The sequence below is a fragment of the Deinococcus marmoris genome (assembly GCF_001949125.1).
GTDB lineage: Bacteria > Deinococcota > Deinococci > Deinococcales > Deinococcaceae > Deinococcus > Deinococcus marmoris_A.
Map to the genome: position 1 here is coordinate 58,119 of NZ_MSTI01000091.1, position 17,393 is coordinate 75,511.

14 protein-coding genes are annotated in these 17,393 nt (G+C 66.2%); 3 read left to right on the forward strand and 11 right to left on the reverse strand.

Annotation, left to right across the window (positions count from 1 at the left end):
• Positions 1-138 precede the first annotated feature (138 nt).
• Entirely contained in the window at positions 139-1,131 is a 993-nt protein-coding gene (locus BOO71_RS13580; protein ID WP_075833238.1) for a tyrosine-type recombinase/integrase, read from the forward strand.
• A 305-nt stretch (positions 1,132-1,436) separates the two neighbouring features.
• Here the strand turns inward: BOO71_RS13580 and BOO71_RS13585 are convergent, their stop codons facing one another.
• The gene (locus tag BOO71_RS13585) at positions 1,437-2,234 is read right to left on the reverse strand and encodes a lysophospholipid acyltransferase family protein (protein ID WP_254843157.1); all 798 of its coding nucleotides are present in this window, start codon (positions 2,232-2,234) and stop codon (positions 1,437-1,439) included.
• A gap of 356 nt (positions 2,235-2,590) precedes the next feature.
• Between BOO71_RS13585 and BOO71_RS13590 the strand changes: the two genes are divergently transcribed.
• Positions 2,591-3,046, forward strand: coding sequence for an Ohr family peroxiredoxin (locus BOO71_RS13590; protein WP_075833242.1), 456 nt, complete (start codon positions 2,591-2,593; stop codon positions 3,044-3,046).
• A 38-nt stretch (positions 3,047-3,084) separates the two neighbouring features.
• On the opposite strand, the gene BOO71_RS13595 is transcribed toward BOO71_RS13590, so the two are convergent.
• Both BOO71_RS13595 and BOO71_RS13600 read right to left on the reverse strand, forming a co-directional pair.
• Positions 3,085-3,729: a class I SAM-dependent methyltransferase gene (locus BOO71_RS13595; RefSeq protein ID WP_075833244.1), complete on the reverse strand. Its 645-nt coding sequence runs from the start codon at positions 3,727-3,729 to the stop codon at positions 3,085-3,087.
• Between the two features lie 128 nt (positions 3,730-3,857).
• Positions 3,858-5,567, reverse strand: coding sequence for a long-chain-fatty-acid--CoA ligase (locus BOO71_RS13600; protein ID WP_075833246.1), 1,710 nt, complete (start codon positions 5,565-5,567; stop codon positions 3,858-3,860).
• A 281-nt stretch (positions 5,568-5,848) separates the two neighbouring features.
• Between BOO71_RS13600 and BOO71_RS13605 the strand changes: the two genes are divergently transcribed.
• A complete protein-coding gene (locus BOO71_RS13605; protein ID WP_029483066.1) occupies positions 5,849-6,223 on the forward strand; it encodes an HU family DNA-binding protein in 375 nt (124 codons plus the stop codon).
• Between the two features lie 375 nt (positions 6,224-6,598).
• On the opposite strand, the gene BOO71_RS13610 is transcribed toward BOO71_RS13605, so the two are convergent.
• The 8 genes from BOO71_RS13610 to BOO71_RS13645 all read right to left on the reverse strand — a co-directional run bounded on the left by BOO71_RS13610 (position 6,599) and on the right by BOO71_RS13645 (position 17,346).
• Positions 6,599-7,258, reverse strand: coding sequence for a PepSY-associated TM helix domain-containing protein (locus BOO71_RS13610; protein ID WP_254843158.1), 660 nt, complete (start codon positions 7,256-7,258; stop codon positions 6,599-6,601).
• Positions 7,236-7,793, reverse strand: coding sequence for a DUF2271 domain-containing protein (locus tag BOO71_RS13615; protein WP_075833250.1), 558 nt, complete (start codon positions 7,791-7,793; stop codon positions 7,236-7,238). Before BOO71_RS13615 ends, BOO71_RS13610 begins: the two co-directional genes overlap by 23 nt.
• A gap of 56 nt (positions 7,794-7,849) precedes the next feature.
• On the reverse strand, positions 7,850-8,788 hold the full coding sequence (locus BOO71_RS13620; RefSeq protein ID WP_254843159.1) for an FAD:protein FMN transferase: 939 nt from the start codon (positions 8,786-8,788) through the stop codon (positions 7,850-7,852).
• 104 nt (positions 8,789-8,892) lie between these two features.
• The gene (locus BOO71_RS13625; protein ID WP_075833254.1) at positions 8,893-9,441 is read right to left on the reverse strand and encodes a hypothetical protein; all 549 of its coding nucleotides are present in this window, start codon (positions 9,439-9,441) and stop codon (positions 8,893-8,895) included.
• Positions 9,442-9,540: 99 nt separating this feature from the next.
• The gene (locus tag BOO71_RS13630) at positions 9,541-12,999 is read right to left on the reverse strand and encodes an efflux RND transporter permease subunit (RefSeq protein WP_075833255.1); all 3,459 of its coding nucleotides are present in this window, start codon (positions 12,997-12,999) and stop codon (positions 9,541-9,543) included.
• Positions 12,999-14,726 (reverse strand): efflux RND transporter periplasmic adaptor subunit, encoded by a 1,728-nt coding sequence (locus BOO71_RS13635; RefSeq protein ID WP_217694896.1) that lies wholly within the window; start codon positions 14,724-14,726, stop codon positions 12,999-13,001. The genes BOO71_RS13630 and BOO71_RS13635 overlap by 1 nt, the downstream gene beginning before the upstream one ends.
• A 137-nt stretch (positions 14,727-14,863) precedes the next feature.
• The gene (locus BOO71_RS13640; protein ID WP_254843160.1) at positions 14,864-15,961 is read right to left on the reverse strand and encodes a TolC family protein; all 1,098 of its coding nucleotides are present in this window, start codon (positions 15,959-15,961) and stop codon (positions 14,864-14,866) included.
• Positions 15,958-17,346: a TolC family protein gene (locus tag BOO71_RS13645; RefSeq protein ID WP_075833257.1), complete on the reverse strand. Its 1,389-nt coding sequence runs from the start codon at positions 17,344-17,346 to the stop codon at positions 15,958-15,960. The genes BOO71_RS13640 and BOO71_RS13645 overlap by 4 nt, the downstream gene beginning before the upstream one ends.
• Between the last annotated feature and the right edge of the window lie 47 nt (positions 17,347-17,393).

Below are 17,393 nucleotides of genomic sequence, written 5' to 3' on the forward strand. Positions count from 1 at the left end.
CGATCTCAACTGTTTGATAATCACATCTGTTGTTTCTCTTACCTAATGCTTCTTAGGTAAGAGAAAACGTTAGACTGTCTGGGTGCCTCCACTTCAGCCAGATTCCACCCTAAAAATCCGCTGCCTGGACTGTCCTGCATGACGCTGGAGGTTTACCGGGGTGATCTTCTTTCCCGGAGTCGCGAATGGACCGGGCTGCACGACGACGAGTTGCGCCGCCGCGCCGTGCGTGCTGCCGCTGAAAAAGACGCCCCGCAACTGGTGTCGCTGACCGTCGCGTATCTGGCCCACGGCGGCGGCAGCGGCGTGCTGACCAGTCCGCGTACCGTGGAGGCTTATGCGTTGGGCGTGCGCCAGTACACCGAATACGCTGCTGATCAGGCGGTGGGCGTCCTGCGTCCGGGACGACACGACGCGCAGGGCTACGTGAACGCCATGCTGGCGGCGGGCCGCCAACCCGCCGGGGTGGGCCTGAAGGTGGCCGCCGCCAGTTGCCTGTACCGTGCGCTGCGCTGGGCCGGGGCCTGCGAGGCTGATCCCTTTAAAGACGTGCGGGTGCCCAGGGACCCCACTTCCGGCATCGTCAAACGCCCGCCCTATTCCGAAGATGAGCTGGCCGACGTGATTGACTGCGCCGACGTGCAGGCCCGGTTTCTCCTGTTCCTGACGGCCCACGCGGGCCTGCGGATCAGCGAGGCGCTGGCGCTGGACTGGGCGGATCTGGATGAGGTGGCCCGCCGGATCAACGTGCGTTCCGGCAAGGGGCGCAAGGGGCGCATTGTGGCCATGAGCAGCAGCCTGGGCCGCGCCTGCCGCCAGTACCGCGCGCTGTACGCCCCTGGAGGCCCGGAACACATGGACGGCAAACGCACCACGCCCGCCGAACGGGTCTTCCGCTACGCCAGCGTCATGACCGCGCGCTATCACATTGAAAAGGCGTTCAGGAAGGCGGGTGCAACTTTCCGGGGCTTCCATCCGGGGCGCAAGTACGCTGGGACGCGCCTGCTGCGGCAGATCAAGGACTTTGGGCGGGTGGCCGCGCATCTGGGGCATGCCTCGGTGGACACCACCCGCAAGGGCTACGCGCAACTGGCGGCAGATGACCTGAAAGACGATCTGACGGGCTGGTGATGGAGATGGTCCTTTACCCTTCAGAAGAGTCTGGAGGCCCCTTCCTGGCGATTCTGTGAGGACGGAATTTCTGCATCTGGTCTGGACGAATTTAGGGTGACCTTGCACAGGCTGCGGCGAGGGCCTCGGCATGAAAGTTCGCGGACTGTCCAGTAAATGTGGGCAGCGCCGCCCTCTCCTCCATCTTCACCTGCATGCAGGGCGGGCCGCCTCATATCTGGGAATTGGGGATCTGGCAGGGGTCTATGTCCGAAGCTCTCTGGCATCAACTGGATTCAACAGAACACGCAGGTCCAGAATGTGTGTCACGCCGTCTCTGGAATCAGAGAGCCGCGGCGGGCGTCCATTCGGCGTGCCAGTTCGGGATAATCGGGATCGATGACCAGCCGGAAGCCGTCCCAGTAGCCGTCGCGGTCCGGCTCGAAGAAGCGGACGGGAGGGCTGCCGGGGGCCAGGGCCGCCGCCTTCATGGCCCGGCGGGTGCGGACGCGGATGGCCTCCAGATTCCCAGTCTGTAACTCCTCAGCAGAAATCGGCGGCAGCACCGTCAGTGCCACCCGCTGGCCGTAACGCAACGTGGGCGCGAAAGGATGCTCCCAGATGCGGTGCGTGCCGCTGAGGGCGACGGGCAAAATGGGCACCCCCACCCGCCGCGCCACCTCGAAGACGCCGCGCTGGAAGTCGGTCTGAAGGCCCAGCACCGTGCCCTGCGGGAACACCACCAGACTCTCGCCGCCGCCCAGAATGGACTCGGCCCCACGCCACAAATCACGGAAACCGCCCAGTGGATGTTCCGGGTTGATCGACAGGTGCCCCAGCCGGGTGATTGCTGGCCCCACCTCCGGCCAGCCGAAGATCTCGCGCCGGGCCACGAAGCGCATCGGCAGGGGAAGCCGCAGCAGACACAACACATCGGCGATGCCCTCATGCAGCGGGGCGATCAGGTACGGCCCCTCTCCGATGTGTTCCAGACCACGCAGTTCCAACTGGACCCCCAGGTGGCCCAGCACCCGGTGGCTGAAGCGCTGCTGGACCCTGAAGCGCTGCTGAACGCTGAGGTCTGACGGGACGCGCCCAGCCTGACGGAGCGCATTCCAGATCAATGCGCGGCCCAGCAGGCCGAATTTGAGGCGTGCGCTGCGGCCTTCCGGCGCAAAGTTCAGCTCGACAGGATCGTCGGGATGGGGGGTGGACGGCGCAGTCAGGGAAAACCTCGGGAAGTGGGGATGGGGAAACGCGGCGTGGGTGGGACGGTGACTTTAAAGGGTACGCAGCTTGCGGGAGAATGGTTCAGTTCTGCAAGCTACCCGCAGGTTAGTCAGCGTGGGGCGGGCGGCGTGTGTGCGGGGCCACAGCGAATGCCAGAGCGTCTGAACTGCCTGTGCCTTTCCTGAAGGCTTTTCCCAGACAGTAAGGGGGCGTACCGAAGGTGGGCAGGGCATTGTTCAGATTGCCGGACATGACCCAGAACACAGACGTGACCCAGAACAGCAGTGAACGTGAGGCCCTTTACACCACCACTGCCTCGGCCCACGGTGGCCGCGCCGGACATGTGGACAGCGCGGATGGGCAACTGAATGTGCGTCTGGCGGTTCCGCAGCAACTGGGCGGCGACGGCGGCGTGGGCAGCACCCCGGAGCAACTGTTCGCCGCCGCACTGGGGGCCAGCTTCCAGAGTGCGATGGGTGCCGTGGCCCGCGCCGAGCAGTATCCCGAGTTCGGTGTGATGCAGGTGATCGCCACCGTGCGTCTGACCGGAAACGGCGACGCGCACGACCTGACGGCCACGCTGGACATCACCCTGCCCGAGCTGGAGCGTGAACGGGCGCAATATCTGGTGGATCAGGGCCAAAGAATCTGCGCGTTCAGCCGCGCCATGAAGGGCAAGATCGAGTACCGCCTGCACGACGCCTGAGTCCTGCACGAAGCCTGGGCCTCGGGATCTTCCGGGCTTCAACCCTTCGCCCGGCCCACCACGGCGTACAGTGGATCGCCCGTCAGGCTGCCCCGCGCTGACCGAGGGCTGCGGTCCAGGGCGACAATATCGGTCCAGTTGCCTGCCGCTTCCAGGTAATGCTGCACCAGTTGCAGGTGGCCCGCGTCGTCCAGCGTGTGCCAGACGGCCACGGCCTTGGTGGGAAAGCAGCGGTTGGAAAAACTGATCACCACCGGGCCGCCCGGCACCAGCACCCGCCCCAGATCGCGCAGCACGGCCACCGGATCGGTCAGGTAGTCGATAGATACGGTAATTCCCGCCGCATCGTAACTGTGGTCCGTAAAGGGCAAGTGGGGCGTGGCGTTCAGGTTCTGCACTTCCAGCGAGGTCAGTCGCGGATTGCGTTCCAGTTCGGCGCGGTTGAGGCCCAGACCTGCCACCTCGCCGTACTCCACTTCGGGCGGCAGGTGGCTGATCCAACTGGACATCAGATCGAGGATTCTGCCGCCTGCCGGGAAATACTCGCGGTACAGCCCAGTCACAGCCGCGATGGCCCCCTCGTCGATGTGGGTGACAAAGCGCGGCTGGCGGTAAAACTGCTCGTCCGGCGTCTCGTCGGTGCGGCGAAAGGCGGCGGCAGGCAACTCGGCTTGACGGTCCATAACGGGCAGTCTGGGTGATGTGGAGCCGCTGAGCTGTGAGCTGGAATGCGCTAGGCCCAACATGCCCAGACAGAAAACTGGGACGTGGAGGCAAATCCGCCCACGTCCCATTTTTCAGGCTTGCCCGTTCAGCTTCCGGCCACCATCGCCGCCCGCGCCGCTTCCTGCAACGGACGCCAGGCCACCTTGCCGGTGGGGCCGCGCGGCAGGCTCTCCACGAATTGATAGTCGCGCGGCACCTTATAGGTGGCCATCTGCTCACGCGCCCATTTCTCGATGTCTGCGCCAGTGGCCGCCATTCCGGGTTTCAGCACGATCAGGGCGCGGGCATGTTCGCCGCTGCGCTCGTCGGGCACGCTGATCACGCAGGCTTCCTGTACGGCGGGGTGGGCGTGCAGCTTGTTCTCCACCTCGGCGGGCCACACTTTCATGCCCGATATATTCACCATGCGCTTGAGACGGTCCGTGAAGAAGAAATAGCCCTCCTCGTCCACGTAACCCAGGTCGCCACTGCGGAAGAACTGCTGACCGTCGATCTCCATGAACGCCTCGGCGGTGGCCTCCGGGCGGTTCCAGTAACCCTGCATGACCTGCTGACCACGGATGACAATCTCGCCGATCTGGCCTGCGGGCAATTCCTGATGGGTGTCCAGATCGATGATGCGCGAATCGACGTTGAACAGCGGGACGCCCAGGCATTGCAGTTTCTGGCGGCCCTTGGGGTTGCTGTGCGACTGCGCCATCGTCTCGGACAGGCCGTAGCCCTCCAGGAACATGATGCCGGTCAGGTCCAGCAGTTTCTGACCCACGGCGGCGGGTAGGCTGGCCCCGCCCCCGGTCACGCTGCGCAGGGTCCGCAAATCCGCCGGATCAAAACCGGGCGAGGCCATCATGTCGATCACCATGGTGGGCGTGTTGGTCCAGATGGTCACGCCATGCTCGCGGATCAGCGTGCGGGCGGCATCCCGGTCCCAGCGCGACATGATCACGATCTGGCCACCGTTGGTCAGCCCGGTCAGCAGGCTGTTGATAAACCCAGTGACGTGAAAGTACGGCAGGGCTGCCAGGAAGATGTCCTCGACGGTGCCCTCCACCCACACGCCCGCGCCGAAGACGTTGGCCTGCACGCTGCGGTGGGTGTGCATGCAGCCCTTGGGCAGCCCGGTGGTGCCGCTGGTGTAGGGCATGACACACAGGTCGTCCGCGCCCACTGGAGCGGCGGGGGCGGGGTCCGCCTTCAGGGCGTCCTCCAGCGTGATATCGCCGTCTTGCAGGGTAGCTTCCACGTCCAGGCCATCGGGCAAGGGAATTCCAGCGGCCTCGGCGTCGGTGCCGCGCATGATGTTGGCCACCACCGCATGCCCCAGCCCGGCCTGTTTGGCCTTCTCGTACAGTTCCGCGCCCACCACGCCCACCTTGATTCCGGCGTCCTGCAAGAAGAAGCCGAATTCACGCGCCTGGAGCATGGGGGCCAGCGGCACCACTACCGCGCCCAGATGCCACGCGGCAAAGGCGCTGATCACCCAGGCGGGGCTGTTCTGTAGCCAGACCGCCACCCGGTCCCCCTTGCCCACGCCCTGCGCGGCCAGATGCCCGGCCAGATGCGTGGCCTGGGCGTGCAGTTCACCGTAGGTCACCGCGTGCCCGTAGTGCCACAGCGCCACCTTGTCGGGGTAGCGCTCGGCACTGACGCGCAGGTTGTGCATGACGCCGGTCTGCGGCAGCGTCAGCGTGCGGGGTTTGAAGGGCGGCCAGTAACGGCCCTGGCTGGCAGGCTGGGTCGAGGCTGGGGCCGCGTGATCTGTGGGCGAATCTGTGGACGAGGTTGGATGGGTCATGGTGAAGGTCTCCTGGGGTCGCCGCGCCCCGTGATGGCGCAGCAAAACAGTGAATTTTTGATGCCCAGAGTGTAGCGCCTGGGGCCGCGAACACCGCAAACCCCGTACACCACACCCCCGGCGATCTTAATGAATGGGCTTTTGGCGTGTACCACGGCCTTTAAGGGGGTATGAGAAAAAAGCCGTGTCAGACACAAAAACCCTGGATGAAACGGTGCTAAGAGCGTGCTGGCGCGACTCTAACCTCCCGGACCCCCTTCCCAAGCGCGTTTGCATATGTCATGCTGCTCACCATGACGAAAAAGACCGCCAAGCCCGCCGCCAAGAAGACTGCCGCCAAAGCCGCGCCCGCCGCTGCCAAGGCCGCCCCCGCCGCCAGCAACAAGGTCGCCAAGACCCAGCTCGTGGAAATGGTTGCCGACAAGACCGGCCTGACCAAGAAGCAGAGCGAGGAAGCCGTCAGCGCCATGCTGGACGCCGTGGTCAGCTCGATCAAGGGCGGCCAGAGCGTCGGCCTGCCCGGCCTGGGCACCCTGAGCGTCAAGGACACCGCCGCCCGCACCGGCGTGCGCCCCGGCACCAGCGAGAAGATCCAGATTCCTGCGGGCAAGAAGGTGGCCTTCAAGGTCGCCAGCACCCTCAAGGGCACGCTCTAAACCATTTTTTAACAACACAGAGCGGAGGCGGATTGTTCCAGCAATGGACACTCCGCCTCCGCTCTGTGTTGGACCGGACGACGTTGCCTCCGCCAGATAGGGCCGCTCGAATTCGGATTCCGGTTGTCTTGCCTTATTCACTACGTACCCGGAACCCGTGTTTCTAAATCTCGTCGTAAATAGACGCCCATGAGGCCACTGATCTTCCCCGTTACGACGATCAAAATCCCGTTCAGGACGCTGTAAAAGTCAAGCTTTCCAGTCCTGAACAGCAGTTCGGGCTAGGGGCCGGGGGCCTCTCTCACCGCCTGAAGCAACGGAAAGGGGCGAACGCATCACGGCAGCGTTGCCCCTTTTTCGCATTCCACTTCAGTTTCAGCCCAGCGCCCGCCAGCCCAGCAGCAACACGATCAGCGAGGCGACGCCCATCACGGCCAGGGCCTGGGTGCGCGTCTTTCTCAGATACAGCAGGATGCCGATGCCGGTCACGGCCACCAGGGTCAGCACGCCGCCGCTCACGTCGATCAGCCAGTTCCAGGCCCCGCCCGTATCGCGGCCACGGTGCAGATCGTTCAGCACCGCCACCCCGCCCTGCGCCAGAATATTGGTGCTGTATTTGCCCGTCTGCGTGTCGATCACGGTGTCGGCGCTGTAGCCCGGTCCTAGAAAGGAGATGCTGGCCTCGGTGCCGTCCACGCGCGGCTCCTCGGCCCGCCCGTGTAATCCCTGCTGGGCGCGCAGGTCCTCGGCCACGTTCAGCCAGTCCACTTTGCCCGCCGTGATCCAGCCTGCGGGCAGCGTGCCAGTCACCTCACGCTTAATCTCCGAGTTCCCAAATGCCCAGTCGGGATGGTTGAGGGTGATGCCGGTCAGGGCAAAGAACAGCACCACCAGCAGGCTGATCATGGACGTATAGGTGTGCAGCCAGCGCAGCCAGACGTGACTGCGCGCCTTGAGGGTGCGGGGACGCGAGGCCGGACGCGGTGTCCGCACCCCTTCCGGCTTCTGGGCTTCAGGCTTTGCCGTAAGCGACACTGGCGGCCTCGATGTCATGGTCTGTCCCCAGCGTTTTCTTGAACGCACTGGCTCCCAGCGTGACTTTCTCGCGGACCAGACTGTAGGGACCATGCTCGCGTGCGGTCTCGATGCACACGTAGTAGTCGCCCTGCTCGGCCAGCGCTCCTTTGTCGGTCTTGCCGTCCCACTTGACCGCGTAGCTGCCAGGGTTGCGGGTGGCGCTGCTGATGGTGCTGACCAGTTCCGCATTCTGGCGGGTCCAGCGGCGCAATTCGGCCAGCCAGCGTGGATTCAGGCGGTTCTGAAGCGTCCAGACCGTCAGATTACGAACGGTCTCGCCCGCCCCGTCCTCGATCCAGATGGCCACAAAGGGGCGCTTGACCCGTCCGCTGACCTGGGTGGCCACTGTGAAATTGACGTCCAGACCCATGCCAGCGGCCCAGGGCTTGCCTGCGGCGGCGCTGGCGAGATTGCCGGGCAACACGCGCGAAAGGGTGAGGGCTGCTCCTGCGGCGGCCAGTTTGCGGAGGAAGGTGCGGCGGGTGTCGGTCATGGTGGGTTCTCCTGAAGTTCAATGTAAAAAAACGAGGTTGGGCAGGGGTTAGAGATTCAGCGGGCTGGACAGTCTGGAGGCCAGAGGGCGCTGGGGTGGGTCTGTCCGTCCCGCGTGACGATCAGGGCCGCGCAGCCGGGCGTGCTATTGACCAGGGCCAGTCCCTCCACGGCACCCAGCACGCTCAGGGCGGTGGCAAGCGCGTCGGCAGTGGCGCAGTCGGGGGCGGTGACGGTCACCCCCGGAACAGCCTGAACAGGCTGGCCGTCTCTGGGGTCGAGCAGATGTGAATGCCAATGACCGCCCACCTGCACGCCCCGGTGGGCGTTGCCACTGCTGGCCAGTGCGCCGTTTTGGACATGAACGTGGGTCAGCGGTGCAGCATCGTCGCGGGCCGTGAACGGATCGGCCACCGTGACCTTCAGCCCGCGCCCGCCCACCGTTCGCAGGTCTCCGCCCGCGTTGATCAGCACGGCCTGAATGCCGGGCAAACCCCAGGCCACTTCGGTCATCCGGTCCACGATCCAGCCCTTCGCCAGCGCATTCAGGCCCAGTGGATATGTGGCGTGCAGGGTGGCGGTGCCGTCTGCATGCAGGGTCCAGGGGGCGGTCTGAAGTTGCCTGAGCAGAGCGCTCAGTTCGGTAGTGTCCGGTTGCCGATCCCTTGAGGCCGCCCCCTGCCACAGTCTGCCCAGGGCGTCCGCACCGGGATGGAAGGCCCCGCCCGTTACCTCGCGCCATCTGTCCGCCAGGGCCAGCACCGTCCGCAATTCGTGGCTGAGCGGCACCCGTCCACCGGGGCGCGTCAGCCAGCGTGACAGTTCGCTGCCTGGATCGAAGCGGTTGAAGACGGCGCTCAGCCGCTCCAGCTCGTCCAGCGCAGCGCTTTCGGCAGCCTCGGCCTGCTGGCGGGTCCGGGCCACCACCTGAAGCTCGACTTCCGTTCCCAGCAGCCGCTCGTACACGGTGTGCAGGCGGTAGGGAGGACGGATCAACGAAGTGAGGGAACGAAGCACACCCATACTCTGGAGAGGCAAGGTGAACATTCGGTGCAGGTCCGGCGCAGCTCTGATGCAGGTGGACTGGCCGGATGGCGGGGTCATTTCTTCTGCAATACGGCGATGTACGCTTTCAGGGCGTCGGCCCCGCGTCCGGTCTTGAAGGGGTTGAACCTGCCGGGGTCAAACTGACCGCCCTGCCCATTCTGTCCACCCGCATTTGCAGCGTTGCCGCCCCGTCCACCTGCGCCAGCCTGTCGCTGGCCGCGCTGAGCAGTCCGCTCCTGCCCGGCCTTGAGGGTCAGGGCGTTCAGCGTCGTCCGTTGCTTGGTGGTCAGGATCCTGTCCCCGATCTGCGACAGGTATTTCCTGGCGTCGTTGGGTTGCACGCTCACCGCTTTTTGCAGTCCGGTCAGGATCGGCAACAACTGTTTGGCCTGGGCTTTGCTCATGGCGGTGGCCCTGTTCTTCTCCAGCTCGGGTAGCAGGCGGATGTCCTGGGCCAGATCGTTGATGGACTGCATCTGCGTGATGCGGGCGCGCATTTCCGGCGTCAGTTGACGGTTCTGGTTGGTCTGTTGCGCCGAGGCCAGGGCACTCAGGGCGAGAACGGCGGTCAGGAGCGCGGAGTTCAGGGGGGCATTGTTCATGTTGTGAGACTCCAATCCAGAGGTGATGAAAATAGCTGTGCAGCAAAGAGGAGTCGCTTGTCAGGCTGGCTGCTCTGTCTCTATGTGCCTTGCCTGTGTTCAGTCTCCTGCCGTGAGGCCACCCTTGCGCGGGCCGTCCCCGGCCACGGGCGGGGGCTTGACCAGACCCGGCAACTTCTCGTTGCGGCGGCGCTCGAACAGGTAGAAGGCGGCGGGCACCACGTAAAAGGTCATGATGGCCGAGACGGTGACCCCGCCCAGGATCACGATGGAGATGCTCTTGCCGTATTCCGAGCCGCTGCCGTTGCTCAGCAGCAGGGGCAGGCTGACCACCATGATCGTCACCGTGGTCATGATGATGGGCCGGAAGCGCAGGGCGCTGGCCTCGATCATGGCCTCGCGGAAGGGCAGTTCCTGCAACTTTTCCACCACGAATTCCAGGTACAGGATGGCGTTCTTGGCCGACAGGCCGATCAGCAGCAGGAAGCCCAGCACGCCGAAGATGTCCAGGCTGCTGCCGGTCAGGAAGATCAGCCACAGCGCCCCGGCCACTGCGAAGGGCACCGGCAGCAGCAGGTACAGCGGGTAGCGGAAACTGTTGAACTGCGAACCCATCACCAGGTACACCAGCAGCAGCGACAGGCCGAACGCCTGCACGCCCAGGCTGCCCAGTTGATTGCCCAGCGCCGCGCCGCCGTTGCGGTCCGCCGCGCCCACCGACACCAGATTGTCGATGACGCCCGCCCGGCTCAGACTTGCCGTCACCCGGTCCGTGAGCTGCGCGGTACTCAGGGTGGTGTCGGTGGCGGGCTGATAATTCAGCGACAGGCTGTAGATGCGGTTGTCACGCGCGATCTGGCCGGGGGCGCTGCCCTGCGTGACGCTGCCGAGCTGGCCCACCGTCAGGTTGCTTTGCAGGGCGCTGGAATACACTGGCAGCGACAGCAGATTCTGCTCGTCGGTCAGGCGGGCCGGATCGATCTGCACCCGGATCGGGTACGTCTGGCCGTTCACCTCCACGCTGCCCGCCGAGTTGCCCGAGGCGTAGGCATTCAGGGTACTCGCCACCGAGGCCGCCGTGAGGCCAGTGCCGGACAGCAGATTGGCGTTCGGCACGAAGCGGTTTTCTACTGCCTGGTTGTCGAAGTTGCTGCTCACGCTCAGGACGTTGGGGTCGCCCTCCAGGGTGCTGACGGCCAGCGCAGCACGCTTGCTCAGGATGTCGAAGTTCGACGACACCAGAGTGAGGGTCTGTTGTGTGCCCTGCCCCCGGAAGCCGCCCCGGCTGAAGATGCGGGCGCGCACGTCCGGGGAATCCGCGTACAGCGTTTGCAGTCCGCGCTGATACTCATCCGTCAGCACGCTGATGGAGGGCCGCTCCTCCACGGGCTTGAGGGTGATGTTGACGCTGGCCCCGCCGCCGCCCGACACCGACGACTGCACGGTCCGCACGTCCTTCTGGGCCAGGAAATAATTTTCCATGCGGCCCAGCAACTGGTTGGAGGTATCCAGCGACAGGCTGCTGGGCAGGCGCAGGTTGGCGTTCAGGGTGCCGGAATCGGTGGCGGGCGTGAAGGTGAAGTTCATCTTCGGCACCACGATCACGGCGGTGGCGGCCAGGAAGGCCAGCGCGAACAGCAGCACCAGTGGGCTGAAGTGCAGCGCCTCGTCCAGGCTGCGGACATACGCGCCGCGCACCGCCTGAAGCCCGGCGTTCGTCCAGCCGCTCAGGGTGGTGGTCAGGGCTTCCAGCAGGGCCAGGGCCACGCCCCACAGGTAGGCCACCACTCCCAGCGCCAGCGGCAGCAGCACCACACCCGCCAGATAGAGCGGTGTTTTCGTCAGCAGCCAGACCGCCGCCAGCGCCACGATGACCAGCCCCCAGAACCAGGCGGTCTTCACCGAGCGCAGGCCCCAGCCCAGCGCGCCCGGCAGCTTCAGCACACTGCGGCCCGCGTCGCGCCAGCCCAGCGGCTGGGCGTCGGGCGTGTAGGCCATGCGGACGGTCAGGAACAGCAGCGCCTCCAGCCACGACAGCAGCACCGCCGCCGCCAGCCCCAGCGCGAACTGTTGCAGATACGAGCCGATGATGCCGCCCACGAAGCTGACCGGAATCAGCACCGCCAGGATTGACAAAGAGGCCGCCGTGACCGCGCTGAAGACCTCCGAGGCTCCCCGCAGCACCGACTGCACGCGGTCATAGCCCAGCGCCCGGTAGCGCTCGACGTTCTCGGCCACCACAATCGAGTCGTCCACCACGATGCCAATCGCCACGATCAGTGCCAGCAGCGAAACCTGATTGAAGGTAAAGCCCATCAGCTTGTACAGAATCGGCGCAGCGGCCAGCGAGATCGGAATGGCCGCGATCACGGTAAAGGCCGTGTTCAGCCGCCCCAGGAACAGCATGGTCACGATGGCCACCACGATGGCGGTCAGGAACAACTCGTGCTGGGTGGAGGCAATCGCGGCGCGGATCGGCGTGGTGGTGTCGTTGCTGAAGGTGATCTTGTAGCCGCCCGGCAGGCGGGTCTGCGCGATCTGCGCCTTCACGTTGTCCACCACGCTGACCGCGTTGCTGCCCGCCGTCTGCTGCACAGAAACCAGCACCACTGGCAGGCCGTCCACGCGGGTGTAGCTGCTGGTGGTGGAGGTATCGGTCACGTCGGCCACGTCCGAGACCTGAAGGCCGCGCGCAGCGTCGATCTTGACATTCGCCACGTCGGCCACGCTGGTCAGCAGGCTGTTGGTGGTGTAGGTCAGCGAGGTGTTGTCCTTGGTGATCGAACCGATCGAGGAATTGACGTTGCTGGACGTGATGGCGCTGCTGACCGCCGAGGGTGTCAGGCCAAAGCTGGCGAGTTTGTCCGGGTTGAGCAGCACCTCGATCTGGCGGTTGGAACCGCCCGACAGCGACACGTTCGCCACGCCGTCGATCAGTTGCAGCGAGGGCAGCAGTACGTTGTTGGCGTAGTCGTAGATGTCGCTCAGGCTGGCCCTGCCCCCGGCGATGCCAAATTCCAGAATCGGCTGGGCGTTGGGGTTGAAGGTTCGCACGCTGGGCGGGTCTGCCCCTGTGGGCAACCGGCGCGAGGCCCCGGCCACCAGCGAGGCCACCTGGTTGGCGGCGGCGTCCTGATCGGTTCCGTCGGCGAACTGGATGGTCACGCGGCTGTTGCCGGTGCTGCTGGTGCTGGACACGCTGGTGGCCCCGATCACCTGCGCCACGGCGCTCTCGATGGGCTGCGTGACCTGGGTGTCCACGGCGGCGGGGCTGGCCCCCGAATAACTGGTGGAAACACTGACCACCGGGATCTTGATGGTGGGCAGCAGATCGACGCCCAGCGAGCGCATCGACACGAAGCCGAACACCACGATCCCGATAAAGACTCCGATGGAAAACACATAGCGCGACACAGAGAAGCCCACGATGGGGTTGATGCGCCCGAAGAATTCCTTCTGGCGTTCGCGGGCTGATTTTGGCGCTTCACTCTGGACCGTGTTCTGCTCTGTGTTCTGGGCCGTGTTCTGTTCTGGAAGCTGATCTGGAGTCTGGTTCATCAGCCGCCCCCAAATCCGCCGAAGCCGCCGCCCTGTCCGCCACCACCGGTACTGACATTCGCGCCGTCGATCAATCCGGCGGGGGGCTGGTCGATGATCTGCATATCTGCCGTCAGACCGCTGACCACGGCCTGTCCGTTGGCCTGCCCGATCACGGTCACGTTCTGGAGCTTGGCCTTGCCGCCGTCCAGCAGGTACACCAGCGCCTTATTGTTGTCCGATTGCAGGGCGGTGCTGGGAATCAACGCGCCCTTGCCGACGGTGGAGGCGTACTGAACCGCGCCCACCGTGCCGAGCGCGGGCAAGGTGTCACCGATAAAGCGGGCGGTGATCGGCACGCTGCCGCCCGTGGGCGAGCCGGGGTTCTGCGCCACCTTGACCACGTATTTGCTTTGCCCCGCCAGAAAGCTGAGCTGACGGCCCACGTTCATGCTGGCGGCCTCGGCGGGCGGCACGTTGAAGGTCAGCGTGCGCGCCGTGCTGACCAGGCTAAAAGCCGGAGTTCCCGCGTTCAGGTACTCGCCGCCCGTGACCGGCAGCGCCGTGAGCTGGCCGTCGAAGGGGGCCGTGACCTTCACGTTGGCCGCCGCCGCCTGCGCCTGCGACAGTGAAATCCGCGCGTTGTCCACACTGATCTGAAGGTTGCGCAGCCCCGTGGTGCGCGCCGTGGCGTTGGCGTTCAGATTGGCCTGCGCCGTGATCAGGTTGCCCTCGGCCTGCTGCACCGCCAGATTCTGGGCGTCCAGCGCCGTTCTGGCCAGTGCGCCCACGTCGAACAGGGCCTTGGAGCCTGCGTAGTTCTGCCGGGCATTGCTCAGCGCAAGCTGCGCGGAGGTCACCGCCTGGTTCAGTTGCGTCCGGTTGTCGCTCAGGGTGCTGGACTGGTTGGCAAGCTGCGCCTGGGCACTTTGCAGGGCGTTCTGGGCGCTCTGTACGCTGGCATTCAGGTCTGGATTGCTCAGCAATACCACGGTCTGCGCGGCCTTCACGTCCTGCCCCACCTGGGCGTTGATGCTGCTGACGGTGCCGGAACTGCGCGAGTTGACGGTGGCGGTCTGGGCGGCGGCCACCGTGCCGGTGTTGCTGCGGTTGGTGGTGAGTGTCCCGGTCTTGACGGCCACGGCGGTCACGGGAATGGTGACGCCGCCGCGCGTCCCGCCGGTGCCCGCTCCTCCCGCCCCTGCTGCGCCCGCGCCCCGGCGAAACTGGCCCTGTCCCGCTCCAGTCTGGCCCGCTCCAGCCTGTCCTCCTCTGGCCTGACCCTCGCCAGCAGCTCCGGCCCGGCCCTGGCCTGCCGCCGCGTTCTGTCCCGCGCCTGTCTGCCCAGCACCTGTCTGCCCGCCTCCAGCCTCTCCTGCGCCCTGGCGACGGCCTGCGCCACCAGCGCCCGCCGCACCCTGCCCGGCCTGCGCGCTGCCGAATTGCCCGCCTCCAGATCGGCCAGTGCCAGCCGCTGCGCCCGCACCTGCCTGTCCTGTGGCAGCCTGGCCCGCGCCCTGAGCGCCTGTGGTTTGTCTGCCCGCGCCGCCAGTCTGCCCAGCCTGGCGCTGGCCAAAGCCGCCTCCGGCCTGCGGGGCGGCGGGCGTCTGGCCCAGGCGGTAGCCGCCGTAGGCCGCCACGCACAGCAGCGGAATGGTGATGGCCCAGGCGGGCAGGCGGCGGCGCGGCGCACGGGTCGAAGCGCCGCGCGGTGGATTTTCAGGAACGGGGACTTCAGGACTGGACATGCTTTACGACACCACCTTTGTACGAAAGTTTGACGAAGACCGGGGCCATTGATCGTCAAGGCTGAAGGGGTGGTGGATGAACGGCGGCACATCGAGCAGCAGGTGGGCCATCCGCACTGTTTGTGCCGTTCCCGTGGTCACAGCGTTCCCCCAATCCCGGTCAGGTTCTGCCCGCTGGCCACGGAGAGGGCGGCCAGGGCCTCCAGCACGTTGTCCTGCGCCTGGAGACGTGAATACTGGGACTTCTTCAGCGCCAGTTGCGAGGTCTGCAAGTCCACCGTGCTGATGGTGCCGCTTTTCAGGCGGGCGGCGTCCTGGTTGTAGGTCTTGAGGGCCGCCGCCTCACGCGCTCCAGCCACGCTCAGCAGCTCGTAGCTGTTCTGGGCGGTCTGATACGCGCTGGCCAGCGACTGCGTGGCACTCTTTCCAGCGCTGTCCACGCCCCGTTGCGCGTTCGCCAGCGCGGTGCGGGCGTCCTGCAAGGTGCGGGCCGGAGTAAAATCGTTGTCGGCCAGTTTGACGTTCAATTGCGCGGCGGCTAGGTCATTGTTCGCCGAGACCTGCGCGGTCAGCGTATTCAGGCCCGCCTGCAACTTGCTCAGGGTGGTGCTGAGTTTCGGGGCGCTGGCCGCTCCCGCCGCCCGCACGCCGCTCCCCAGTCCGGTCAGCGTGGAGAGGCGCGCGCTGGCGAGGCTGACCTGGGCCTTTGCGTCCGCCAGATTCTGCTGGCTGCCCGACAGCGTGTTCTGGGCGTTGGTCACGTCCAGCGCGGTGGCGTTGCCGATGCCCTGCTTGACCTGCGCCACCTGCACCGCCTTGCTGTCCACCGAGGCTTGCAGCGTTTGCAGGGCCACGTTCTCCTGCGCCTCCAGCAGCGCCGTGTAGGCCGTGACGGTGCTTTGCAGGGTGTTCATGCGTGCGCCGCGCAGCGCGGCCTGCGCCTGGGATTCGCCCCCGGACGCGCCGAGTTTGGCGGCCACCAACGCGCTGGGATCGGCCTGCGCGGCGCGGTTGGCGGCCTGCGCCTTGTCCAGATTGGCCTGCGCCGTCTTCACGTCGGCGTTGTTGGCAAGGGCGGCGGTGACGGCGGCAGTGGCCGTGACGTTGGGGGAGGTCTGTGCGACGGAGGTCTGTGCGACGGAGGTCTGTGCGGCGGAGGTCTGGGCAGCGGAGGTCTGGGCGGCGGCCACCCCAAGAACGAGGGCGGTGGTCAAAAGAATGCTTTTACGGTTCACTGGGGGCCTCCGGCGGCGTTTTGAAGTTGAAGCAGAGTGGTCTGGGCCGTGATGCGGGCGGCCAGCAGATCACGTTCTGCCTGCGCCAGATCCAGTTCGGCGGCGCTCACATCGTCCGCCGTCCCCGTTCCGGCCTGGAGGCGGGTCTGGGCCGTTTGCAGCGCCAGCCCCGCCACCTGCACGCCCGTTTCGCGGGTCTGCACGGCGATCAACCCCGTCTGCAAGGTGCTGTAGCGGGTTCGCACGTCCAATTCCACGTTCTGCTGGGCCACGTTCAGAGACAGTTGCGCCTGCGTGACGTTGGCCCCGGCGGCAGACAGTTGCGCTTTCTGGGCGGGCGAATACACCACGTAGCTGCCCGTGACGCTGGCGCTCAGGCGATTGGAGCCGGTGCCCGCGCCGCTGCCCAGCGGCAGGCTGTACCCCGCGCTGACCGTGCCCTGCTGCAAATTCAGTGCCGTGGTCAGGCCACCGCTGCCGCCGGGGCCGTAGCGCACGCTGGCGGTCAGATCGGGCAGGGTTGCCTCGCGCTGCTGGGTGGTCAGATCGTCCTGCGCGGCCCCCAGCGTGTTCTGGGCCTGGATGACCTCGCTGCGGGTGGCCCTGGCCTGCGCCACCAGCGCCGACACGTCCGGCAAGGTCACGGTGTCGGGCGGCTGGGTACTGAAGGTCACACGGCCCACCGCGCTTCCCAGGGCTGCCTCCAGCCCCCGCTGCGCCGCCTCCAGACTGGCGGCGGCCTGCAACCCTGTTCCCTGGGCGCTCTGGACTCCCGCCTGCGCGCTCAGGACGTTCCCGGCAGTGGCGTTGCCTGTGGCCTGCTGCGTCTGGGCCACGGTGAATTGCCGCTGGCGCAGGGCCAGGGTGCGGGCCGCGATGTCCACGTCCTGGGTTGCCAGCACGGCGGCAAAATACTGCTGCGCCACGTTCAGCCGCGCCGAGTTCTGCGCGTCCGTCAGTCTGGCCTGGGCCAGCGCCAGACCGCGCTCAGCCGTCTTCAGGCCGCTCTGGTTGCTGGCCCACGGTAATAGGCCCAGGCTGATGCTCACGCCCGCCGCCCCGCCCGTGCTGCCCGGAGTGGCGGTGCCGTCGGCGGCAGTGACGGGACCGCTGTACGCCGCGTTGCCGTTGACCGAGATGGTCAGGCCCAGCGCTGTGCGCGCCGCATTCAGCCCCGTCTGCGCCGTCTGCACACTCAGGCGCGCGGCAGTGATGCTGGGGGCGGCTTCGAGCTGCGCCAGCGTGGCCTCCAGCGTCAGGGAAGGTGCAGGCTGCGCCACGGCGGTCTGCGCCCCTCCAGTCTGTACGGGGGCCAGCCCACACAGCGCCAGCGTCAAAGAGATCAGCCGCCAGGGAGGCGGCCTTGAAAATCGGTGGGCGGTCATATGGCGCAGTCTGCCCCCGCTCTGCGAACACTCCGCGCAGGCTTTTC